This window comes from Paenibacillus sp. SYP-B3998 (genome assembly GCF_010820665.1).
Taxonomy (GTDB): domain Bacteria; phylum Bacillota; class Bacilli; order Paenibacillales; family NBRC-103111; genus Paenibacillus_E.
Genome location: NZ_JAAIKC010000001.1, coordinates 1 through 24,843 on the forward strand (window position 1 = coordinate 1; position 24,843 = coordinate 24,843).

The 24,843-nt window shown below is 47.2% G+C and carries 14 protein-coding genes, 2 tRNA genes, 1 rRNA gene and 1 riboswitch; of the genes, 12 read left to right on the plus strand and 5 right to left on the minus strand.

Features of this window, described 5'->3' with window-relative positions:
- From GK047_RS00005 to GK047_RS00015, 3 genes are all read left to right on the plus strand, one after another.
- A 23S ribosomal RNA gene (locus GK047_RS00005) occupies nucleotides 1–1,457 on the plus strand; the annotation flags it as partial.
- Nucleotides 1,458–1,562: 105 nt separating this feature from the next.
- Nucleotides 1,563–1,635: transfer RNA gene (locus tag GK047_RS00010), tRNA-His, on the plus strand.
- Nucleotides 1,636–1,682: 47 nt separating this feature from the next.
- A tRNA-Leu gene (locus GK047_RS00015) sits at nucleotides 1,683–1,764 on the plus strand.
- 163 nt (nucleotides 1,765–1,927) lie between these two features.
- Here GK047_RS00015 and GK047_RS00020 read toward each other — a convergent pair.
- Together GK047_RS00020 and GK047_RS00025 are read right to left on the minus strand one after the other, a co-directional pair.
- Entirely contained in the window at nucleotides 1,928–3,220 is a 1,293-nt protein-coding gene (locus GK047_RS00020) for an aminotransferase class I/II-fold pyridoxal phosphate-dependent enzyme (protein WP_163940017.1), read from the minus strand.
- A gap of 120 nt (nucleotides 3,221–3,340) precedes the next feature.
- Nucleotides 3,341–3,919, minus strand: coding sequence for a GNAT family N-acetyltransferase (locus GK047_RS00025; protein WP_163943455.1), 579 nt, complete (start codon nucleotides 3,917–3,919; stop codon nucleotides 3,341–3,343).
- A 138-nt stretch (nucleotides 3,920–4,057) separates the two neighbouring features.
- Here GK047_RS00025 and GK047_RS00030 point away from each other — a divergent pair, with 138 nt between their 5' ends.
- On the plus strand, nucleotides 4,058–5,809 hold the full coding sequence (locus tag GK047_RS00030) for an aminotransferase-like domain-containing protein (protein ID WP_163940018.1): 1,752 nt from the start codon (nucleotides 4,058–4,060) through the stop codon (nucleotides 5,807–5,809).
- A 114-nt stretch (nucleotides 5,810–5,923) separates the two neighbouring features.
- Nucleotides 5,924–7,363, plus strand: coding sequence for an NAD-dependent malic enzyme (locus GK047_RS00035; protein WP_163940019.1), 1,440 nt, complete (start codon nucleotides 5,924–5,926; stop codon nucleotides 7,361–7,363).
- 267 nt (nucleotides 7,364–7,630) lie between these two features.
- On the opposite strand, the gene GK047_RS00040 is transcribed toward GK047_RS00035, so the two are convergent.
- Together GK047_RS00040 and asd are read right to left on the minus strand one after the other, a co-directional pair.
- Nucleotides 7,631–8,893 carry an MFS transporter gene (locus GK047_RS00040; protein ID WP_163940020.1) on the minus strand — a complete coding sequence of 421 codons (1,263 nt, stop codon included), beginning with the start codon at nucleotides 8,891–8,893 and terminating at the stop codon, nucleotides 7,631–7,633.
- Nucleotides 8,894–8,920: 27 nt separating this feature from the next.
- Nucleotides 8,921–9,709 (minus strand): archaetidylserine decarboxylase, encoded by a 789-nt coding sequence (gene asd / locus GK047_RS00045; RefSeq protein WP_163940021.1) that lies wholly within the window; start codon nucleotides 9,707–9,709, stop codon nucleotides 8,921–8,923.
- 439 nt (nucleotides 9,710–10,148) lie between these two features.
- A riboswitch (cyclic di-GMP riboswitch) is annotated at nucleotides 10,149–10,246 on the minus strand.
- 156 nt (nucleotides 10,247–10,402) lie between these two features.
- On the opposite strand from asd, the gene GK047_RS00050 reads away from it, so the two are divergent.
- Both GK047_RS00050 and nagZ read left to right on the plus strand, forming a co-directional pair.
- Entirely contained in the window at nucleotides 10,403–10,699 is a 297-nt protein-coding gene (locus tag GK047_RS00050) for a transposase (RefSeq protein ID WP_163940022.1), read from the plus strand.
- A 134-nt stretch (nucleotides 10,700–10,833) separates the two neighbouring features.
- Complete coding sequence (gene nagZ / locus GK047_RS00055) at nucleotides 10,834–12,048, plus strand: beta-N-acetylhexosaminidase (RefSeq protein ID WP_163940023.1); 1,215 nt, start codon at nucleotides 10,834–10,836, stop codon at nucleotides 12,046–12,048.
- A gap of 54 nt (nucleotides 12,049–12,102) precedes the next feature.
- On the opposite strand, the gene GK047_RS00060 is transcribed toward nagZ, so the two are convergent.
- On the minus strand, nucleotides 12,103–13,203 hold the full coding sequence (locus tag GK047_RS00060) for a YheC/YheD family endospore coat-associated protein (protein WP_163940024.1): 1,101 nt from the start codon (nucleotides 13,201–13,203) through the stop codon (nucleotides 12,103–12,105).
- Between the two features lie 224 nt (nucleotides 13,204–13,427).
- On the opposite strand from GK047_RS00060, the gene GK047_RS00065 reads away from it, so the two are divergent.
- From GK047_RS00065 to GK047_RS00085, 5 genes are all read left to right on the plus strand, one after another.
- Nucleotides 13,428–14,606 carry a glycosyltransferase family 4 protein gene (locus GK047_RS00065; RefSeq protein WP_163940025.1) on the plus strand — a complete coding sequence of 393 codons (1,179 nt, stop codon included), beginning with the start codon at nucleotides 13,428–13,430 and terminating at the stop codon, nucleotides 14,604–14,606.
- Between the two features lie 92 nt (nucleotides 14,607–14,698).
- Nucleotides 14,699–21,424 carry a WIAG-tail domain gene (locus GK047_RS00070; protein ID WP_163940026.1) on the plus strand — a complete coding sequence of 2,242 codons (6,726 nt, stop codon included), beginning with the start codon at nucleotides 14,699–14,701 and terminating at the stop codon, nucleotides 21,422–21,424.
- Between the two features lie 214 nt (nucleotides 21,425–21,638).
- Nucleotides 21,639–22,487, plus strand: coding sequence for a dTDP-4-dehydrorhamnose reductase (gene rfbD / locus GK047_RS00075; RefSeq protein ID WP_163940027.1), 849 nt, complete (start codon nucleotides 21,639–21,641; stop codon nucleotides 22,485–22,487).
- A gap of 18 nt (nucleotides 22,488–22,505) precedes the next feature.
- Nucleotides 22,506–23,984, plus strand: coding sequence for a glycosyltransferase family 2 protein (locus GK047_RS00080; protein WP_163940028.1), 1,479 nt, complete (start codon nucleotides 22,506–22,508; stop codon nucleotides 23,982–23,984).
- Nucleotides 23,985–24,106: 122 nt separating this feature from the next.
- The gene (locus GK047_RS00085) at nucleotides 24,107–24,841 is read left to right on the plus strand and encodes an N-acetyltransferase (RefSeq protein WP_240343719.1); all 735 of its coding nucleotides are present in this window, start codon (nucleotides 24,107–24,109) and stop codon (nucleotides 24,839–24,841) included.
- Nucleotides 24,842–24,843: the final 2 nt, after the last annotated feature.

Here is a 24,843-nt window from a genome sequence, read left to right on the forward strand (position 1 = left end):
ATGGAGTGACGCAGAAGGATAGTGACGCGAGCTGATGGATGCTCGTCCAAGCAGTGAGGCTGATGTGTAGGCAAATCCGCACATCGTAAGGCTGGGCTGTGATGGGGAGGGAAATTTTAAGTACCGAAGGTCATGAGTTCACACTGCCAAGAAAAGCTTCTAGCCAGGCGAAGGTGCCCGTACCGCAAACCGACACAGGTGGGTGAGAAGAGAATTCTAAGGCGCGCGGAAGAACTCTCGTTAAGGAACTCGGCAAAATGACCCCGTAACTTCGGGAGAAGGGGTGCCTCGGTAGGGTGAATAGCCCGAGGGGGCCGCAGTGAAAAGGCCCAAGCGACTGTTTAGCAAAAACACAGGTCTGTGCGAAGCCGCAAGGCGAAGTATACGGGCTGACGCCTGCCCGGTGCTGGAAGGTTAAGAGGAGTGGTTAGGGGCAACCCGAAGCTATGAATTGAAGCCCCAGTAAACGGCGGCCGTAACTATAACGGTCCTAAGGTAGCGAAATTCCTTGTCAGGTAAATTCTGACCCGCACGAATGGCGTAACGACTTGGGCGCTGTCTCAACGAGAGATCCGGTGAAATTTTAATACCTGTGAAGATGCAGGTTACCCGCGACAAGACGGAAAGACCCCATGGAGCTTTACTGCAGCTTGATATTGGACTTTGGTACGATCTGTACAGGATAGGTGGGAGCCTTTGAAGCCTGAGCGCCAGCTTGGGTGGAGGCGACGTTGGGATACCACCCTGATCGTATCGGAGTTCTAACCTGGTACCGTGATCCGGTATGGGGACAGTGTCAGGTGGGCAGTTTGACTGGGGCGGTCGCCTCCTAAAATGTAACGGAGGCGTTTAAAGGTTCCCTCAGAATGGTTGGAAATCATTCGCAGAGTGCAAAGGCATAAGGGAGCTTGACTGCGAGACCTACAAGTCGAGCAGGGACGAAAGTCGGACTTAGTGATCCGGTGGTACCGAATGGAAGGGCCATCGCTCAACGGATAAAAGCTACCCTGGGGATAACAGGCTTATCTCCCCCAAGAGTCCACATCGACGGGGAGGTTTGGCACCTCGATGTCGGCTCATCGCATCCTGGGGCTGAAGTAGGTCCCAAGGGTTGGGCTGTTCGCCCATTAAAGCGGTACGCGAGCTGGGTTCAGAACGTCGTGAGACAGTTCGGTCCCTATCTGTCGCGGGCGTAGGAAATTTGAGAGGAGCTGTCCTTAGTACGAGAGGACCGGGATGGACGTACCGCTGGTGTACCAGTTGTCTCGCCAGAGGCATAGCTGGGTAGCTATGTACGGAGGGGATAAGCGCTGAAAGCATCTAAGCGCGAAGCCCCCCTCAAGATGAGATTTCCCAGTATGTAAGACCCCTTGTAGACGACGAGGTTGATAGGTTCGAGGTGGAAGCGCGGCAACGTGTGCAGCTGACGAATACTAATCGGTCGAGGGCTTAACCAAGAATGCTTTCCTAAGAAGCAGAGCGGCTGTGGTAACAAGCAGCAAGCGATTCACGCTTTACGTAAGTTTCGTATCTAGTTTTCAGGGAACAAAACCCCTACTGTGGCGGTCGTGGCGAAGGGGTTAACGCACTGGTTTGTGGATCCAGCATTCGCGGGTTCAAGTCCCGTCGTCCGCCCTTTTTGATTTTACAATGAGTTTAGTTAGATCCTCAGTATTTTATACGCGGTCGTGGTGGAACGGCAGACACACCATCTTGAGGGGGTGGCGCTCACAAGGCGTGGGGGTTCAAATCCCCCCGACCGCATCCCAGAGAGTAGTCCTGATTAATCAGGGCTTTTTTCTATTTTATTCGTAAATTCAGTATATTGGTGGCAGGTCGAGATTGATTTACCAAATCGAAAATAGCCCGATCTAACAGAGGTTAGATTGGGCTATTTATGTTGGATTACTATTTATTTGGCAGTCATTTATTCAATATCTTTGATACTTTGATAAATGATGTTAAAGAGCTCTTCGATGTTGCTTTCTTCAATGCAAGAGAAGGCAACTCGTAGATCCGTTTCTCCAAGCGCTATAGTGCCAACTTCGTATTTGTTTAAGAGGTGGACACGCAAGGTCTCAGCACTGACAGTTTTAAGCTTCAGGCACATGAAGTAGCCAGAGTTGAAAGGGTAATAGCCCCATACATCGTCGAATTTCCCACTATCTAGGACTGACTTTGTACGGTTCGCACGGCCTTTCATGATTTCGTACTTCTCCTGCTTTTGTGCGGCGAATTCAGGTGAATTCAATGCGTGCAGGACGAACGTTTGTGAAGGGTGTGGACCGCTGGAGATTGTCGCACGAATGATACCCATCGTTTTTTGTTCAAGTGCGCTTAATAAGGCATCGCTGTTACCTGCATAGGTAATGAAACCAACCCGAAAGCCCCAAACGTACTCTTCCTTGGTAGCACCGTCGATTTTGACAGCAAGCACTCGTGGATGTAGATCTGCCAATTGACCGAACAGGGACTCATGAAGCGAACCTTCAAAAAAGAGACCAAAGTAAGCGTCGTCAGTCAGTACAACCACATTGATGCCAGCTTCAGCAGCATCTTTAATTGCTGCGGCGATTTCACGGCCTTCTTGAGCGCCAGGCGTGTAGCCGGTAGGATTGTTCGGGAAGTTTAGGACGACAATCGCTTTACCTTTGGATTTCTGTGCGAAAAGTGCTTCACGAAGACCAACAGCGTTAAATGTTTGTTGCTCATTGTATAGTGGATAGTTTACGATTTTTGCACCACGTCGAATTTCGAACGTCAGTTCGTAATTCTCCCAGTTTTTATCGGGAATTATTACTGCATCGTCCACATCTGCGAACAGATCAGCAGCTATGCTGAGGCCATGTGTCAAGGCATTAGTCACGATCGGATTACCAATCAGCTTACCTTGAATATCTGGATTTTCTTCGAGCATTTTTTTACGCCATGCCGTCCGAAGCTCTGGCTTCCCAGCAGGTGGAGCATATTCATATATATCTTTTGGCGCGTAGGTGGAGAGAGTATCTTGGATGACCTTCAGATGCATGGGCTGTCCATTTTCGATAGCAATACCGATGGTCGCATTGTATTTTTTGGCTTTGGCTTTCGCTTCAGCTGATTGGCTGAGAATGCCTTCTTTTGGGAAGTAAATCGATTTGCCTAAAGCTGAAAGCATTTCATACACGTGAGGATTTTCACGTTCCAAGGTCTCGTTTAACTGTCGTGCCAGTGGATTCATAAGAGTGGGTCATTCCTTCCAATGAACTATTCATTTTTTGGTGTTATTATATCATTTTCCTATGAGTACGTCACTGCGTTAAATAAATTTTTTCTGCTGGAGTGTAAGCTCCAATTTGATTTAGAGGTAGCCCTCAAGCTTGCTTTTTACGTTAGGCCATTCTGAATCGAGAATGCTGAAAATAACGGTGTCGCGAATATAGCCGTCATGGAGGACGCGATGTTGTCTTAGAATGCCTTCTTTATGGGCGCCAATTCGTGCAATTGCTGTTTGAGAACGAATATTGCGCAGGTCTGTTTTAATTTGTACACGGAGCAGATCTAATGACTCAAAGCAATGACGCAGCAGCAAATATTTACATTCTGTGTTAACGCGGGTTCTCCAGACACTAGGGTTATACCAAGTCTGTCCAATTTCAAGATGTCGATGCTCCAGTGAAATGTCAAAGAAACGCGTGCTTCCAACGATTTTATCGAATTGTTTGTCATATACGGTATAGGGAATTCCATGTCCTGATTGGTGCTCGGCCAATGCTTGATGGACGAAATTTTCGACATCATTTATTTGAAGAAGGGGTGTCATATACGACCAGATAAGTGGATCGGCTGCAGCTTCAGCAAGTCCAGAGAGATGGGATTTTTCCATAGGCAATAGAGCGACACGAGTACCTTCTAAAATAACGGGTTCAATGTTCATTATAAATTTACTCCTTGTCAATGTGCCATTATTGTGAGATTTTAGATAGCATATCGAATTATTGGAATGATAAAAAGATCCAATAATCGTAAATTTATTAGAACCAATTTGGTTTGAAATAAAAATAGGAGATTATAATGGATGGACTTTCATATTCCTTACCTTACTTATCAAGTTAAATATCCAAGCAAATACAGTGCTTTGTATCATGCTTTGCATGATGGAATTCTGCAAAATAAGTTGAAACTGCAATCGCGGCTTCCTTCTAGTCGTGAGCTAGCTAAAATGTATGGTTTATCGCGGGGGACTGTTAATCAAGTTTATGAAATGCTCATCGCTGAAGGTTATTTGCAGGCAGATGTGGGGAAAGGAACTTTCGTTGTTTATACAGGTGGGAGGGAGAGTCGAGAGGGTTCAGGAGGGAAAGCAATAACGCTATCCAATTGGGGAAAACGTGTATGTGAACGGGAGCTGCCAATTTGGGGAACAGGTGCAGTGCATCAGGAGAAAGGGTACGGTGAGAGGCTAGGATTAGATAAGGCGCAAGGGCAGGAGCACTATCAAGAGGAAGTGCAAGAGCAGGGGATAGAGCAAGAGCAAGAATTAGAGCAGGAACAGGAACAGGAACAGGAACAGGAACAGGAACTAGAGCAAGAGCAAGAACAGGAACTAGAGCAAGAACAGGAGCAGGAGCAGGAGCAGGAGCAGGAATTAGAGCAGAAACTAGGGCAAGAGAAAGAGCAGGAACAAGAGCAGAGGCAGCGGCATGAAAGAGAGCGTTTTTTTGAGGGAGGGCAAAAGAAACAGTTTTCTTTTACTGTGGGACATCCGCATATGGATGGCTTTCCACGAGAGATATGGAATCGTTGTATGTATGAGCAGGTGCGGCGGATGACAGAGTCGCCGCAGGAGGAGGCTTACGTCGCCGAGGGGCATTACGCGCTTCGTGAGGCGATCGCACAGCACTTGAGGCGGATGCGAGGGATCGATGCGTCACCAGAACGCATCGTTATTGTCAATGGGTCGATGCAGGCAATTGCGCTGCTGACCCATGTGCTTGTGAATGATGGCGATCCAGTCATTCTGGAATGCCCTGGCTATCAAGGAGCTAGCCGCGCTGTTCGCGCGGCTGGTGGGGTACCCGTCCCCGGACTGGTGGACGGGGGCGGGCTTGTGCCTCAGCCGTGGGACGCGCGACTGCTGTTTGTGACGCCGAGCCGCCAGTTCCCTACGGGGGCGGTTCTGGGCCTAGAGCGCCGCCGCCAACTGCTGCACTGGGCGGCAGAGCAAGGAGCTGTCATCATCGAAGATGACTATGACAGCGAGTTCAGGCACCGAGGGCGACCGATTGAGCCGCTCAAGGTGCTGGATCAAGAGGGCCGAGTCGTTTATATCGGCACGTTCTCCAAGACGATGCTGCTGGATCTGCGCATCGGGTATGTTGTGCTGCCAGAGGCGCTGCACGACGCGTTCGTGGCTGCAAAGAGGCTGTTCGAGCCGCATCCTTCGGGACTGCTCGAGCAGCGCTCGCTAGCCGCGTTCATGGCGAGCGGTGGCTATGAGCGTCACCTGCGCCGCATGCGAAGGTTGTACGCGAGCAAGTTCTTCCTCCTGCAGGCGCTGCTGCAGGAGCAGCTGTCCACCCTTTTTGAATGGGTGGACAGCGATGCCGGGCTGCATCTGTTTGGCTGGTGGCGTGGCGCTCCTAAGGCCTATACAGATTATGCAGCCGCGTGTCGGCGAGTCGGCATCGTTTGGAGCGATGCCGGGTTCTATGGCCTGCCTGATCAGCGTGAGGGGGCATGCTTTGGATTTGCACATCTGACCGAAGAGGAGATGTGCAGTGGGGTGATGCTGATGCGCAAAGTGTGGGAGGAGAGTCAAGAAAGTTAGCAGTGAAGAGTACCGTGTTTCCTTATGGAATAGAGGTGTTTTTGGCAGCATTCATTTTCTATGCTATTATCAACATGTGGTTAATTAATTTCTTCTTTAGGAGTGATCCTTTTAATGGCAGGATTGAACGGTGGAGGCACAAGTGTAATTGTGCGTTTGGAAATGCATAAAGAGCAAGTAACATTCGGGAAAATCGCAACAGCGATTGGAGATGCTGGTGGCGATATTGTTGCGATCGACGTGACACGTGCGAGTAAAACGACAACGACACGCGATATTACGGTTAAAGTTAACGATCCAGAGCATACGGAATCGATTGTTGCGGCATTAAACGGGATTCCAGGCGTACGGTTGATTAATGTTTCTGACCAAACGTTCTTGATGCATTTGGGTGGTAAGATTGAAGTGACGCCAAAGATGCCGATTAAAAACCGGGACGACCTGTCTCGTGTATATACGCCGGGAGTTGCTCGCGTTTGCATGGCTATTCATGAAGATCCTTTGAAGGCACACTCGCTGACAATCAAGCGGAATACGGTTGCTGTCGTGTCGGACGGCACAGCTGTCCTAGGGTTAGGCAACATTGGCCCTGAAGCTGCAATGCCTGTCATGGAAGGGAAAGCGATGCTGTTCAAACAGATGGCAGGTGTAGATGCCTTCCCTATTTGTTTGAATACGCAGGATACGGAAGAAATCATTCGTACGGTGAAGGCCATTGCGCCTGCATTTGGGGGCATTAATCTGGAGGATATTTCGTCTCCGCGCTGCTTTGAAATCGAGGAACGCTTAATCGAAGAACTTGATATTCCTGTATTTCATGACGATCAGCATGGTACAGCAGTCGTTATTCTTGCGGGGCTGCTCAATGCGGTTAAGTTCATTGGCAAACCGTTGGAGTCATGCAAAGTGGTCATTACGGGGATCGGCGCAGCAGGTATCGCTTGTACCAAGATGCTGTTGGCTGCTGGCGTGACGAATGTAATTGGCGTGGATCGTCAAGGTGCGATTGTGCGTGGAGAAAGCTATACGAACTCGGCATGGGATTGGTATGCAGCCAACACGAATCCTTTCTTGCAAACAGGTAAGCTATCTGATGTGATTGCGGGAGCAGACATCTTCATTGGATTATCCGGTCCTGGCGTCTTGAAAGTGGAAGACGTAAAGAGTATGGCGTCTGATCCAATCGTGTTCGCGATGGCGAATCCGACTCCAGAGATTGCGCCAGAGGAAGCAGAGCCTTATGTCAGAATAATGGCAACTGGACGTTCCGATTATCCCAATCAAATTAATAACGTACTCTGTTTTCCAGGTATCTTCCGTGGTGTTCTAGATTGCAGAGCTTCACGGATTACTCAGGAAATGAAGCTAGCAGCGGCTAAAGCTATTGCATCTGTCGTAAATGATGATGAATTGAATGAATACTATATCATTCCGAGCGTATTTAATCAGTCCGTTGTGGAGAAGGTTCGCGAAGCCGTCATGGATGCCGCTTACGAATCTGGTGTAGCTAGACGTAGAAATCCTCGTGATCTGCAGGATGGCATCCACGACTAAGCCTGAAAATAATAGATAAACAATGGCAAGCAGCTTGGTTACTACCCTTAGATGAGGGAAAGACCCCTGCTTGCTTTTTTTCGGCATTTTGAACTCAAGGACCTCATCTTGCTTTTTTTTCGGCATTTTGCAGTTAGTTGGTTTTACGGTCATGATTTAAGGAGATTACGAAGGAACCGATTGTTGTGCAAGCATCAAAAAAACCTTGAACGACAAGCTGTTTGCCCAGCTTGCAGTTTAAGGTTTTTTTGATGTTTCGCTCATTTATTAAGCGCTGCTTTCCTCTGTCCATTGTTTCAATTTGCGATCTGAAGGGAGCAGGAAAGTCAGTAGTCCAAGCAGAGGCAGAAAAGCGCATAGTTCCATCACACGAGTTGTACCGATAACATCGCATAGGTTACCTAACACGACGCTCCCGATGCCTCCCATACCAAAGGCGAGCCCGGTAATGAGGCCTGATACAGTTCCGACTTTGCCAGGGAACAGCATTTGAGCATAGACGACGGTTACCGAGAAGCTGGATAATAGAATAACTCCAATGACGACGAGCAAGATGTACGCCCAAGTAAAGTTCACATGGGGTAAGAGTAAGGCGAATGGCGCAGACCCGAACATCGAGAAGAAGATTACGTTTCTACGGCCAAAACGGTCTGCAAGCGGACCACCGAAAAATGTGCCAATCGCACCAGCGGCTAAAAAGAGAAAGATAAAATCCTGCGCGCGGTCGATTGTTAATCCATATTTATCTTGTAAAAAGAAGGCGAAATAACCGCTCATCGCTGCTCCGTACCACGAGCGGACGAAGACGAGGAAGATGAGCATGCAGATAGCGAACATGACTTGTTTGCGCCGCTGAGGGCTTACTGCACGCTGTATAGTGGCTTTAGCTTTCACAGGTGTTGTCTGTAAGACAACTTTGTACCATCGGGCGATGTACAACTGTACGGCAATGGCTACCGCGGCTACGCCTGTAAACCAAATGGAGCCGAACAGCCCAAGCGGAATGAAGATCCATTTGGTCATAATGGGGGCAAGTGATTGCCCGGCATTACCGCCGACTTGAAAAATCGATTGCGCTAATCCTTTACGACCGCCTGCGGCCATATGGGAGACGCGTGATCCTTCGGGATGAAAGGCAGCGGAGCCTAGACCAACGAAGCAAACGGAGAGTAACACAACCCAGTAGGTAGGAGCAAAGGCGAGCAAAAGCATCCCAATTAAGGTGGAAAACATGCCAATTGGCAATATGTAAGGTGAAGGCTTACGGTCTGTGTACAACCCGACTACGGGCTGCATGATTGATGCCGTGAAGTTAATGGCAAACTGCACCCAGCCAACTTGCGTATAGCTTAAGCCCATTTCACTTTTCAATATAGGGAAGATGGCTGGAATGACAGATTGAATGGAATCATTAAGTAAGTGAACAAGACTAATTGCAAAAAGAATGCGATAAACGGTAGGTTTCACATCCCCGGCACCTTGCAGCCCGTGTGAGCCAGGTTTCGGAGACGTTGTAGTTGTTGAAGCCATGGAACTCTCCCTCTGGGAGCCCGGATTTTATTTCTCTATAAAGAAGCCGAGTTCTTCTCCCATTTTTACTTTGGATCCGAGTTGCAAATCGGTGCGAGGCTTAAACATGTCATCTTCGAAAAGCAAAACTACCGTCGAGCCGAACTCGAAGTAGGCCAACTCTTGTCCCCGTTCTAGATGATTAGGCAGCGGCTTCACGTATTGGATGCTGCTTACATTCAGGGCACCTACCTTTACGACCGCAACTTCCCCTGCTTCATGCTGCATGAACGTAATCAGCCTTTCGTTTCGGCTTAGCACTCTGCGCATATGACGAAGACCAAATTCGTTCACGGGATATACTTTTCCTGGCACGTGCTCTTTCTCCAACACGTCGCCCGTAATCGGAGAATGAATGCGATGGTAGTCCGTAGGGCTTAAGTACAGAACGAAATAGAAACCGTTCTTATAGTTAACGGTGCGAGGCGAACGGTTCAGCAATTCTTCAATCGTATAGTCTTGGCCTTTGACATTTAGAATAAGTCCGTCCTTGATGTCCCCAATACCAGTAATCGCCGCATCTACGGGGCTAACTACACGAGTTGTATCCTCATGAATAGGGCGTAAACCCGGCTTTAATCGTCGTGTGAAAAAGTCATTCAAAGAGGTATATTCCTTGATATGCTTCTCAGCGTCCTCGATACGAATACCATAGGTTTGGGCAAATCGCGTAATGAAAAGACGGCTTGCTTTGGATTTAGCAAAAGCTCCAGTCAATTGCGACACCCACTTGCGTGAAGACAGCTCAGTCAGCAATCGGAAAAACGGTTTGGACATAAGTGAATAACTCCTGTTCATTCTATCATGGTTAGGTTCTTGATAATCTTGCCACAGAAAGAAAAAAGAATCAATTGTCGATTGGGGGGAAAGAGGGTCGTGTGCCTAAGAAAAAAACAGCCTAGCGGCTGTTTTCGATGGATTCTTTGGATTCTTTTAATGTGGCTTATAGTCCCCGCAGGTATGGCACGTGGCCAGATTAACGGATATCGCTACTAGGGAACCGGCATATTTGATGCATTTAATTGGAGTTCTTGAGGCATGTTCAGAAATGCTTGTGCAGGATTTGCAGTGCGCAATTTGTTCTAGAGCGGCAACCAGGGGCAGCGAATTCTGCAGAACGACATCCTTTTTCATAGACGAACCTCTTTTCCTGTTCATGAATGGGGCCGAACCTAGCAAAAAAGCCGCCCTAAACAGGCGACGAGAATCGTCTGATTAGGGTAACCCGGCTATCGTAGCGCTGTTTCAAAATCCTGCGCCGTAGACCCGTGGCTTTGCGTACCCGACTTTCGTGCGGGGCTGCCTTTATTCCAAATGTAAACGCTTTATTCATGCAATTATCATAGCATAGTGAACTGATAAATGTCATTAAGTTTGAAAAGTATTTCCATTCAGGAAACCGTCAATGCTAAGCGTAGATTGTGGATACGAGCTTTAGAGATGAACAAATCGATAGAGGTGAGTTAAGAAATGGTTGTATTTCTTGTGCTGCTAGTCCTAATCGTACCTTTGGCGATGTTGGTAGGTGCTTGGCTATTTCGTTCTTGGCAAGTTATTTATTATGGAGTGGCCGTTGTGTGTGCTTATGTATTTGGTATGATTAGTGTGGTGGCGATTTACCGAATTATACACGATGAGACAGTGTTTATGACCAATATCCACGCTGTTTTTCAAAATAACCTATTTCTGCTCAGCGGAGCATACTTGGGCAGCTACGGTATTTATATGCTGCAATACTGGACTTTGAAGCAATTGAGAAGAGACTGAGAATTCTGCAACTAAGTCTCCAAGACTTACGTCTATTGAAAGAAGATTTCCAAATAATCACATGCAAGCAGGTGAAAATGATGCGTCGTTTGGATCGCTTATTCATGAAAGGCAGCTTGGGAGGGTGTGTTTGCTTGATATTCTTAGCGGGATGTTTAGATTTAGAAGGCGGTTCAACGGGACATGCTTCTCTTCCACCTTCTCCCGTCCCATCTCAAGCTGTGCATGCTGCCTCGCCTCCTACAGTCGATGCTTTTCAAGCTAAGCTCGAACAGATGACGGTTCATGAGAAGATCGGGCAGTTGATATTCGCTGGTATCGATGGTTATGAGATGAACCAACAAACGCGCGAGCTTATTGAAATGTATTATGTTGGTGGAATCATTTTGTATAAAACGAATGTGAAGAATACGGGCCAGCTTACGGAGTTGGTGAATGGGCTGAAGCAAAAAAATACGGCGAACAGACTACCTATTTGGTTAGGGGTAGATGAAGAGGGGGGGAGAGTAACGCGTCTTCCCGATGAAATCGTCAAAACCCCACCGAACAAAGTAATTGGCAATGCGAATAGTAAGGAGTTCGCTTATAGTGTCGGTAGTTTGATTGGGAAAGAGCTAAGCGCATACGGCTTGAATGTTGATTTCGCACCTGATCTTGATATTAATAGCAATCCGAAAAATCTAATTATCGGTGATCGATCTTTCGGAGAGAATGCTGCCATTGTGAGTACGATGGGGATTCAGACGATGAAAGGGCTGCAAGCACAGCGCGTACTTCCGGTTGTGAAGCACTTTCCTGGTCATGGTGACACATCGGTCGATTCCCATGTTGGGCTTCCCATTGTACAAAATGATCTGACCCGTCTAAGGAAGCTCGAATTCATTCCCTTCGCTGAAGCATTCAAGCAGCAGGCCGATGCTGTCATGGTCGCGCATATCTTGTTGCCCAAAGTAGACGATCAATATCCCGCCACCCTATCAAAGAAGATCATGACGGACTTATTACGGAAGGAGTTAGGTTTCGAAGGAGTCATTATGACGGATGATATGACAATGGGGGCAATCATTAAAAATTACGCGCTTGGCGAAGCGGCAGTGAAATCTGTATTGGCTGGCACCAACGTAGTTTTGGTCGGACACGACTACGATAAAGTCGTTACGGTTGTTGAAGCTTTGCGCAAAGCCGTTGAAGAGAAACGAATTCCGATGGACATAGTCGATCAAAGCGTTGTTCATATTATGAAGCTGAAACAGAGATACCAATTAACAGACGAGGTTGTTCGTCCGCCTGATATTGAGTCGCTCAATACGGCCGTTCGCCGTGTGCTGGATACGTATTTGCGCAAGTGAAAAACCTTTATTCCCTGAGCCATTCTGGCGCTTGGGGAATAAAGGTTTTTTGATTTAGTAGACAGGAATTCCTCCGTCTAATAAATATTTGGCATAGGCAATCGGGTTGTAGTAGGTACATTTCCATTCTTCCAATAGGTGAGCTTCACGGAAAGCGTAGCGCTGATCTTTGCCGTTGCATTCAATGAATAAGGGGAAACCATCATGTGTAATGCCGATATCAAGGCCAATATCAGCTAAGTGCGGCAGCTCCATGCTTAAATGTTTAGCTACTCGGAGAACGAAGTCTGTCATTTGTTGATACACGCTTTCTTGATCCAGCAGTGGGTATTGGGTAGTCAAAATATCGGAAAGCGTACGTATTTCTCCCCCTTGGGCGAAATTGGTTAAGAAGAGCTTAGGTGACGCGACCTTCGCTACGATCCCCGTAATTCCCCATTCTCCACTGGCACCGCGCTGCACAGAGACTCGGAGGTCGAATGGTCTGCCGTCATAAGTAGCCAGTGGTAAGCGCTGCTGGACAATATAAGCGCGGTTCTGAATTTTACGCTGCAGTGTTAAAGGAATTTGCTTGCGGAAGCGAATTTGTCGCCAAATGCGGTTGCTGATTTTGAACGTGGCCGGATAGATCAACTTCCATTTGCTAGCTATCCGATCCATTTTCATGACGCCTCGTCCAATACTAGAGTTGGTTGGCTTAATAATAAGTGAATCATATGTGTCCATCATCATTTTCATATTACTCATGGTGGCTAGATAAGTGCAAGGCAGATGTGGCCTTATGAAAGCATCTTTCATAAGGATATGGTGAATATGAAGCTTGCTATAACGATTCCAACGGTTAAATAAGACGATGCCGCACTGCGTCCAGGTTTCCAGCACATCGTAAGCGCTTTGATCTAAATATACGGCTCGGTTATGAATGATTTTGGGCAAATCGATCCATTGTCGAACATAGGTGTTGCCCAGTTGAACATAGGCATTCGCTCTTTTCGTCTCGATTAAAACATCTTGTATACGGAAATAACAGGGTGTTACCCCATATACCTTGCCTGCTTCACTGTAATAATGAATAGCTTCGTATTTTGTGTTCCCTAGGGGAATGCCTGCGTACAAGGAATCGTTGACTAAAATACCCACGTAGGGATGTACCATCTACTTCACTCCTTCAGCATTTTTCGATAGAAATCTTTGTACGTAATCCTTAGCTTTAAGGCTCAATGCTAGGAATCGGTTCGCATACAGCTTATGGAAAAGCTGACCGGCTTGTTTGTACGGATGCTGATACTTTCCTTGAGAAGCGGGACAGAGGCCCAAACCTTGCCCTTTAATCCGCATATGTATAGAAGAAAGGAGATGAACCGAAAGGGGGATGCACGATGAGTCAAAAACCTATGAGTGTTGCTATTGTTACGCCAGGTTCCTTTCCGATACCATCAGGAGTCAGCAGTTCCGTGGAACAAGTTGTAGAAAAAATGGCAAGTCAGCTGATCAAACGAATGCCGGTTTATGTGCTTGGCCGTAAACCTTCTTATCAACCTGTTCGTGAAATTCGCAATGGCGTTTCTTATATACGGGTCCGTTATCGCGGTCCAACCATTTATAGAGATGAGGTTCGGAAACACATCGCAAAGCTGAAGCCGACTATCATACAAGTAGAAAATAGACCGCGATATGTCCGTTTTTTACGCAGGTGTTATCCGAAGGTTCGATTAAGTCTAGTGCTTCATTCCACTTCATTTATTTCCAAGTCTTCTATATCCAATAAAGATTTAAGGGCTTGTTTGCGTGCAGCTGATGTGGTGATCGTCAATAGCGACTTTTTGAAAAATATCGTGCAGGCCAAGGCTCCCGCGTATGCGCATAAAGTCGTTACTCACTATTTGGGGGTGGATGTATCGCGTTTCAAATCAAGGTGGTCGGAAGAAGGAATCCAGTCTAGGAATCAGTTTTTGCAACAGCTAGGTTATGAAAATCGTAAAATTATTTTGTTCGTGGGACGGCTCATCCCTAAGAAAGGTATCGACCACTTATTGAACGCGATGAAGCTTATTATTACTAAGGAACCTACGGCTTTGTTGATCTTGATTGGCAGTGCTTTTTATGGCTCGCATCGATTAACGAATTATGTGAAGAATCTGCATCGGGTAGGAAATACAATGCCTAATCATGTGCGTTTCATACCTTATATTTCTCATTCTGAAGTACCCAAATGGTTTCAAATTGCAGATGTAGTCGCTGTTCCTTCGGACGAGGGAGAGGCGTTTGGGTTGGTTAATGTGGAGGCCATGGCTTCGGGTATTCCCGTGGTAGCGACAAGATCAGGCGGTATTCAGGAAGTGATTACTGATGGAACGGTTGGCTATTTGGTTCATCCAAGGAATATAAAGGAGGAATTTCCTCATTATTTGCTGCTGCTCCTTGCAGATGAGGAATTGCGGCGAAGGATGGGAAAGCAGGGAATACAGAGGGTTCAGCAGCATTTTACGTGGGAAAAGGCAGCCGAGACGAGGCATGACTTGTACAGCCGTATGAGGGGGAAACGATTATTTATCTAGGTGTGCGCACATTTTCTCGGGCTAACGTACATCTCTTCCAACGTTTGAATATGTTACAAATGACTAATTCCTATAGAAATGGAGAGGAGTCTATGAGTAGACGTAAGAGCAATAGCAACAGCAGCAGGGTGAAGCCTAGATTGCATAAAGTTAGCTCCGGTATCAATGAGCTGCTTTGGCTTGATGAAGGTGAAACGCTAGATGTTCCAACAAATCAGGATAGCGTGGAGAATCGTCATACAACGGTTAGCAGTGGCACACAAGTAGAACTGAAAAGCACAGAAAATATCCCTGCAATTGATACTTCCAAACCAACGAAACAATCACAGATCAATGTATCTAATGCCTCTTTACCCGCTCCTCCATTATTACTGCTCTCTGAACGAAAAACGGGAAAGTTTGTAAACCCTGTTATCTATACCGACGATATTGTCGAAGAAGCGGTTACTTGGGAGAAGCTTGCTAGTCGTGCGGTCGACGAGAGCAAAATTAAACCACTAAGTATCGGTTCAAGGGCCATTAAGGACTTCTCAATTGAGCAATCGAAGCTTGCTGTAGGAAGCGTATCGCGAGATAAAATTGTAGATGGTGCCATTCATGATGAACATATAGCCGATAAGAGCATTTCGGGAGACAAAATTCAAGACCACTCAATCCCAGGAAGCAAACTGTTCGATAACAGCATCACTTCGGATAAACTTGCTGATCAAATGATTGATTCATCGAAATTAGCAGAGGGCTCCATTCTCTCAAAGCATCTATCCGAACTGGTCATTATAAGCGAGCTTATTGACAATCAAGCGATAACTGCCGAGAAAATTCGTAGTGGAGCGGTGCAAGCCAAACATCTTTCAAACTATAGCATTGATACTTCCAAATTGATGGATGGTGCGATTACTGCAGATAAAATAAGAGATCAGGCAGTTACACAAGAGAAAATTGCCAATGCAAGCATTACCTCAGCTCATTTCCAGCCGCGCATTGTCTTCAATGAGCATTTGGCGGAGGGGAGCGTGCAAAGCACCAACATTGCGCCGGCTCAGATTGTAGGGGGACACATTGCTGATGGTGCAGTGGAAGGCTCCCATTTGCAAAATGATACTATCACAACTGCTAAACTGGCATCACAAGCCGTAACGGAGAACGAGCTTGCGAGCTTAGCGGTTACAAGTAAAAAGATAGCTCCACAATCGATTGCATCGAAGCATTTGCAGGAAGCTTCCATTCAAGCAGAGCATGTTGCTGAAGAAGCGATTCACAGTCGCCATATTACAGCAAGTGCAGTCAATGCCGAACATATAGCAGATGGTGCTATATACACAATTTTAATTCAAGATGAAGCCATTACCTCGCAGAAATTGGCTGATGGGATTATTGCGGATAAACATATTAGCCCAAAAGCAATTCAGAGTGCTCATCTTGCTGACGGTATTATCTCGAATGAGAAACTCCAAGATGCTTCGATTACCTCAGCCAAATTGGCCGAAAAGATCATCAAAGAAAAGCATATAGCGCAGCAAGCGATTCAAAACCCACATCTGGCAGACGATATTATCTCGAGCTCGAAGCTCCAAAATGAATCGATCACCTCGGACAAATTGGCACTAGAGATTATCGAGGATAAGCATATAGCGCAGCAAGCGATTCAAAACGCGCATCTGGCAGACGATATTATCTCGAACTCGAAACTCCAGAATGAATCGATCACCTCAGACAAATTGGCACTAGAGATTATCGAGGATAAGCATATAGCGCAGCAAGCGATTCAAAACACGCATCTGGCAGACGATATTATCTCGAATTCGAAACTCCAGAATGAATCGATCACCTCGGATAAATTGGCACCAGGGATTATCGAGGATAAACATATAGCGCAACAAGCGATTCAAAACGCGCATCTTGCAGACGATATTATCTCGAATTCGAAACTCCAGAATGAATCGATCACCTCGGACAAATTGGCACCAGGGATTATCGAGGATAAGCATATAGCGCAACAAGTGATTCAAAATGAGCATCTGGCAGACGATATTATCTCGAACTCGAAACTCCAAGATGAATCGATCACCTCGGACAAATTGGCACCAGGGATTATCGAGGATAAGCATATAGCGCAACAAGCGATTCAAAACGCGCATCTGGCAGATCGTATTATTTCTAACGCTAAGCTTGAAACAGGAGCAGTTACGACAGAGAAATTAGCTGATGGCAGTGTAGATACTTCCAAGTTGAAGCAAGAGAGTGTAACGACGGACAAAATTGCACCAAATGCGATTACTACGGCTCATCTGCAAGAAGGAATTGTTGGCAGTGAATATTTGGCGGATGGATCCGTTTCGGGAGCGCACATTACTTTGCAGGCTATCGGCACGCAGCATCTTCAAAATGGTGTTGTCTCCAGTGATAAGCTTGGTATCCATGCTATCCGTACTGAGCATGTGGCAAACCGTGTTATCGGAGACGAACAAATCGCTTACTTGGCGATACATCGGGAACATCTGACGGATGAAGTGATTACGACAAAGCACATGCAGGATGAGACGATTACAACGAGTAAAATAGCCGAAGAAGCTGTGACTAGCAGTAAAATTGCCTCGATGTCGATCGACACTCGTCATCTTCAAGAAAATATCATCGATGGCATTCATATTAAGTCTGGCTCAATTACTTCCGATCACTTAGCCTATGGATCGATTACACTTGGCATTTTCGCTGATCGGAGCTTGGAAGGCAGCAAGCTCGTTGAACAGTCCATTACCGAGGAGACGCTTGCACAAGGAGCCGTAACGGAAGCGAAGCTCGCGAACGGTTCTGTAGGTACGCAGCATTTGCAAGCAGGATCCGTTTCGGCATGGATTGTTCAAGATCTAGCCGTTACGACTGGGAAATTAGATGAAAATGCGGTAACGGAAGCGAAACTGGCAGACCTTAGCGTGACTAGTCGTAAGATTTCAAGTAAAGCTGTCAATAGCGAGCACATCGTGGATGGCGCGATTACGGCAGCAAAACTCGCTAATGAAAGCATTCATGGCAGCAAGTTGGTTGCCGGCGCGCTAAGCAACCGTCATTTAGCTGATGGTGTGGTCACTAGTTCGAAGCTGGCAGCACGGACGGTAAGCAGCGAGCACCTTACAGATGGCGCCGTGACTGGTACGAAGCTGGCAAAAGAGAGCGTTGATAGTACGAAACTGACAGCGGGTGCAGTAACCAATGAACATCTGGCTGCTGGTGCTGTGAATGGGTCGAAGCTTGCACTGGGCATCGTGACAAATGAGCATCTGGCATCGAACGCCGTAGACGGCGCGAAGCTTGCTACGAATTCTGTCGATGGGAGTAAGCTCGTGCTTGGCGCGGTGAATAACTATCACCTTGCGGATCAAGCTGTATATGGGGCAAAGCTGGCGACAGGCAGCGTAGATAGCAGCAAGCTAACGGCAGGTGCAGTTAGTAATGAGCATCTGTTGGACGGTGCTGTGGATGCCGCGAAGTTAGCCCCAGGGAGTGTGGATGGCAGCAAGTTAAGATCAGGTGCAATAGCTCGTGAACATCTGATAGATAACGCTGTAGATGGATCGAAGCTAGCGGCAGGCGCTGTGAGTAGGGAGCATCTAGCTAACGGTATAGTTGACGGGTTCAAGCTAGCGTTAGGCAGTGTGGACAGCAGTAAACTGGTGCCTAGCGCAGTAGTTAATGAGCACATTATGGACGGAGCCATTAGCGGAGCGAAGCTAGCGATTGGAAGTGTGGATAGCAGCAAGCTAGTGTCTGGCGCAGTGAACAGCGATCATATCGCAGCTGGCGCTGTGGATGGTACAAAGCTCGCTCCAAGCAGTATAGATAGCAGTAAACTGACGGAAGGCGCAATCAACAGCGAGCATTTGACTGCTAGTGTCGTCACCAACACGAAGCTCGCAACAGGCAGTGTGGATGGCAGTAAGCTGGTAGCGGGTGCTGTTAGCGGCTATCATCTCGCTGATGGATCGGTAGATAGCGCTAAGCTCGCAGCGAGTAGTGTGGACGGCAGCAAGTTGACGCTGGGTTCCGTCTGCGGCGCTCACCTCGTAGACGGCGCTGTGGATCGAACGAAGCTAGCGGCAGGCAGTGTGGATGGCAGCAAGTTGACGGCAGGTGCAGTGAGCAGCGATCACTTAGCCGATGGCGCATTGTTCGGTGCGAAGTTGGCTGCTGGCAGCATTGACGGCAGCAAGCTGGCGTCAGGGGCCATCAGCAGTTACCATCTTGCGGGTAACAGCGTGGATGCCAGTAAGCTGGCATTGGGTGTGGTGAGCACAGGACATCTGGTCGATGGCGCTGTGGATAGTAAGAAGCTGGCAAACGGCAGCGTGGACGGTAATCACCTTGCGGATCAAGCTGTATATGGGGCAAAGCTGGCGACAGGCAGCGTAGATAGCAGCAAGCTAACGGCAGGTGCAGTTAGTAATGAGCATCTGTTGGACGGTGCTGTGGATGCCGCGAAGTTAGCCCCAGGGAGTGTGGATGGCAGCAAGCTAAGATCAGGTGCAATAGCTCGTGAACATCTGATAGATAACGCTGTAGATGGATCAAAGCTAGCGGTAGGCGCTGTGAGTAGGGAGCATCTAGCTAACGGTATAGTTGACGGGTTCAAGCTTGCGCCAGACAGTGTGGACAGCAGTAAACTGGTGTCTAGCGCAGTAGTTAATGAGCACATTATGGACGGAGCCATTAGCGGAGCGAAGCTAGCGATTGGAAGTGTGGATAGCAGCAAGCTAGTGTCTGGCGCAGTGAACAGCGATCATATCGCAGCTGGCGCTGTGGATGGTACAAAGCTCGCTCCAAGCAGTATAGATAGCAGTAAACTGACGGAAGGCGCAATCAACAGCGAACATTTGAATGCTGGTGTCGTCACCAACACGAAGCTCGCAACAGGCAGTGTGGATGGCAGCAAGCTGGTAGCGGGTGCTGTTAGCGGCTATCATCTCGCTGATGGATCGGTAGATAGCGCTAAGCTCGCAGCGAGTAGTGTGGATGGGAGCAAGTTGACGGCAGGTGCAGTGAGCAGCGACCACTTAGCCGATGGCGCATTGTTCGGCACGAAGTTGGCTGCTGGCAGCATTGACGGCAGCAAGCTGGCGTCAGGTGCCATCAGCAGTTACCATCTTGCGGGTAACAGCGTGGATGCCAGTAAGCTGGCATTAGGTGTGGTGAGCACAGGACATCTGGTCGATGGCGCTGTGGATAGTAAGAAGCTGGCAAACGGCAGCGTGGACGGTAATCACCTTGCGGATCAAGCCGTATATGGGGCAAAGCTAGCGACAGGCAGCGTAGATAGCAGCAAGCTAACGGCAGGTGCTGTTAGTAATGAGCATCTGTTGGACGGTGCTGTGGATGCCGCGAAGTTAGCCCCAGGGAGTGTGGATGGCAGCAAGTTAAGATCAGGTGCAATAGCTCGTGAACATCTGATAGATAATGCTGTAGATGGATCAAAGCTAGCGGCAGGCGCTGTGAGTAGGGAGCATCTAGCTAACGGTATAGTTGACGGGTTCAAGCTGGCGCCAGGCAGTGTGGACAGTAGTAAACTGGTGTCTAGCGCAGTAGTTAATGAGCACATTATGGACGGAGCCATTAGCGGAGCGAAGCTAGCGATTGGAAGTGTGGATAGCAGCAAGCTAGTGTCTGGCGCAGTGAACAGCGATCATATCGCAGCTGGCGCTGTGACAGGTGCAAAGCTCGCTCCAAGCAGTATAGATAGCAGTAAACTGATCGAAGGAGCAATCAACAGCGAGCATTTGGCTACTGGTGTCATCACCAACACGAAGCTCGCAGCAGGCAGTGTGGATGGAAGCAAGCTGGTAGCGGGTGCTGTTAGCGGCTATCATCTCGCTGATGGATCGGTAGATAGTGCTAAGCTCGCAGCGGGTAGTATGGACGGCAGCAAGTTGACGTTGGGTTCCGTCTGCGGCGCTCACCTCGTAGACGGTGCTGTGGATGCCGCGAAGCTAGCCCCAGGGAGTGTGGATAGCAGCAAGCTAGTGCCTGGCGCAGTGAACAGCGATCATATCGCAGCTGGCGCTGTGATAGGTGCAAAGCTCGCTCCAAGCAGCATAGATAGCAGTAAACTGATCGAAGGAGCAATCAACAGCGAGCATTTGGCTACTGGTGTCATCACCAACACGAAGCTCGCAACAGGCAGTGTGGATGGCAGTAAGTTGATGGCAGGTGTAGTGAGCAGCGGACACTTGGCTGATGGTGCAGTGGATGGAGCAAAACTGGCCGCAGGCTGTGTAGATGGAAGTAAGCTGACGGCAGGTGCTGTAGGCAACGATCATTTGGCTATCGGATCTGTTGATGGAACGAAGCTAGCCGCAGGATCGGTGAACAGCATGCACCTCGCTGATGGCACGTTGATCGGCGCGAAGTTGGTGAACGGCAGCATTGACAGTTCTAAGCTGGGTCTTGGGGTGGTAAAGGGTGAGCACGTAGTCGATGGAGCGATTACGGGGGAGAAGCTCACGAATGGGAGTATCGATGCTAGCAAACTTTCTTTTGGGACGGTTCAGCTGCCGTCAAATAAAAGAAATAGTATGCAGCAGTATGGGTTAGCAGCGTTTGAGTGCAAAATTCATGAGGAAATGGTTGATGTGTTGCTTATGTTCGATGAACCATTTGTCGATGAAATGTATTCACTTGTAGCTATGACCAATTCACCTGCTTACCACGCTACAGCTAAACAAAAATTCAAGGACTCAGCTATCATTTCAATAGCACGAACGAAATTCTCACCTGACTTGTTCGGTCTTATTAACTGGATTGCTATAGGTAATAAAGCATTTGAATAACACCTTCATTAACGAGTCTGGAGCACCTGATATTCTGCGATAAGCAGAGTAACGGGTGTTTTTTTTGTCTTATATATAGGTATTTGATTGTTTTCACTCGTTTAGGGTAATTGTCCAATTTTCCGTAATTGAGTCAGCATATGATTTATTCAGGGTGATTTGCCCGTCTAAAATCTAACGATTGTAACATGTTCGAAAGAAGGTGAAATCCTGATTGAACATATTGATAACAGGCGCAAATGGTCAACTGGGTTGTGATCTTTTTCGGGTCTTATCGACTAATCACAGAGTGATTGGCCTGACAAAAGGTGATTTAGATATAACCGATGAAACGAAGGTTCAGCAAATTATTCTTCAACTGAAGCCAGATGCGATTATTCATACAGCGGCTGTAACCGATATTTTGGATGCGGAACGCGATCCGGAACACGCCTATGTTGTTAATGCTATCGGAACTTGTAATGTTGCTTATGCCGTACAGCAAATAGGTGCGAAGCTGGTATATATCAGCACAAGTCTAGTTTTTGACGGTGAAAAAGAAACGCCCTACACGGAGTTTGATAGGCCTAATCCGCTAAGTGTTTATGGTAACTCTAAGCTTCATGGGGAAAAATTCATAGAAATGATTTGTGATCAATATTTCATTGTGCGTTCAGGTTGGTTGTTCGGTCGTCATGGTAGAAATTTTGCGAAAGAAGTAGTTGCTCATTTACAGGGAAATCTAACACTTTCGGTTGCGGATCCAAAATGGGGATCTCCCACATATACATTCGATCTCGCTGTCTTTATCCATGCATTGCTCCAAACCAACCATTACGGCTTGTATCATGCATCCAATAAAGGAAGCTGCTCTCATGTAGAATTCGTTGAGGAAATACAGTCCCTTCTTGGGAAATCGGAGAACAAGTTCGCGATTTCAAATTCAATTGAGGGTGAAATGCTTAGACCGAAGTATGGCGTGTTGGATGATCTCGCGATCCGGACTCATGGACTTCCTAGCTTCCAAAGCTGGCAAAGAGCACTTCGTTATTTTCTAAAGCACGACTACCCTGTAAATCGATGATTTAAGGAGGGAATGGGGATGAGGACAAATACCGTGAAGAGAGTGAAGAAAAAGCGAGTAAGTGTTCAGAGTCAGCCCCAGTTATCCGTTATCATACCCGCTCAGAATGAAGCTAAATCAATCGGCAGGGTTATATACGAGGCCAAAAAAATAGCTCGTTATACAGAGGTGATCGTGGTTTGTAACGGATGCAAAGATCAAACCGAAAGGGTAGCCAAGAAGGCTGGGGCTAGAGTTCTCTCTTTTACGGAACCGTTGGGTCATGATGTTGGAAGAGCGATTGGAGCGCAACATGCAAGAGGCCCGATCTTACTTTTTTTGGATGCGGACTTTGCAATTTCACATACAATTTTAAAAAAATTTTACCTAGCCGTTCGCTGTGGCTGTGACGTCGCGCTAAACGCTTATTCCGGTTATACAACGAAAACTACGATGCATTCCACCTCAGAGGCAAAAAGGATGCTGAACCGCCTTCTGAAACGTCCGGATTTACTAGGAAGCTCGCTGACTTCGATTCCCCACGCGATGACCAAGGAAGCGGCTTCTATAATCGGTATTGATAATTTGTGCGTTCCTCCACTGGCACAGGCTAGGGCAGTCTTATCCGGTTTGCAAATTAAAAAAGCAGTTCATATCAATGTCTCTCGTTTAAACATGCGAAGGAAACGGAAAAGTAATTATGTGGAACGAATGATTTTAGCGGATCATGCGGAGGCGATAGCTTACGTAATGAAGCATGATGATACAACTTATGATTCATCCTTTCAGATAGACGAAAAACCGCTTGCAAATAACGTAATAATCATGAGTGATATTGATCGTGAGACGCGCATTTCTCTCGTGTTCATGGTCCAAAACGAAAGTGAAATTAGTGCCATACAGAAGCAGCTTTCCAAGGTGTCGTTTGACAAAAATAAACGGATATCCTCCGCTGAGAAATTGTTTGCGTTCGTTGATGCGTCTGGCCCCTTAAATGCCCGAATTCATGCAGCGGAATTAGCAAAAGGGGAAATCATAGTCTTCGTTGACGGTGGGAAAAAGATATCCTTTAAGCTTCTGCTTGCTCTTATAGACGCATGTGAACGCGGAGCTGATGTTGCAATACCACCGATTAGACCGAAGCCCCGTAAATTGATGGATTTGGGATTAGCATGGCAAGCTTCACGATACATGAACCGTATGTTGGGAGCCTCACAACTTGGGTTTGCATCGCTGTTGACGTTGCCGCACGCTTTTAAGACTGTAGCTATTCACCGAATTGGACCATTGCACTTATCAAATCCTGCTTTAGCCCAAGTCATTGCTTTGACACAAGGATTACAACTTAAAGTTGCCAAACTCCCACATGGTTTATTCCTGAGTTCTTCCGTTATGGAGGAGGAATGGGCATTTATTGCTCAACTAAACGCTCTTGGTTATCTTCAACAGCAATATGGAACTCGTCTATTTGATCCGGACCTAACTAGGAGAAGGGAACAAATAGCGCTAAATACTTAATATATTTTTACGTACACCTTTTTTTCCGCATAGAGTTACTAGTCCATACCCAATACTCATGCATTTCATAAACTATCGGGTAGCCTGGGGGAGCGATATCATAGGTCTTAGTTTAAAAGTCTATGAAAGGAGTACTGACGATGAATCAATTTATCCATGAATCCGCTCAGATAGGTGAAAATGTAAAAGTAGGTATCTATGCTGTTATTCATGCCGATGTAACAATTGGTCATGATGCAGAAATTGGCGATCATGTGATTATTTTTCCAGGGACTGTGATCGGCTCCAAAACCAAAATTGGACCGCATAGTGTGATCGGTAAACAACCTGGAAGCAATCAACGCATTTTGCGTAAAGCTGTTGCTGTTCCTTCGCTGAGGATTGAAGAGGGAGTAACTGTCGGCGCTTGTGTTGTCCTATATGCCGGTTCTGTTATTCATGATGGTGTCTTTATCGGGGATCATGTGTCAATCCGTGAAAAAGTTTCGGTCGGTTCGGACTCTGTGGTGGGACGTTCTGTGACGATAGAGATCCAAACGATAATCGGAGAAAGGGTTCTTATTCAGACTGGAAGTTATATTACAGGCGATACGATTATTGAGAACGATGTTTTCATCGGTCCTATGGTGTCGATGTCTAATGACAAGTACATGGGTGACCGGCCCTATGAAATGAAAGGACCACATATACAGTGTGGAGCGAGAGTAGGCAACAACGCTACCTTGCTTCCCGGTGTTCGAATCGGTAAAAACGCCATCATTGGGGGTGGGACGGTTGTCACGAAGGATGTTCCGGATGATTGTGTGGTCGTAGGAAATCCACAGCGTTCGTTACCTCGAAAGAAGGGTGGGGAATAGCA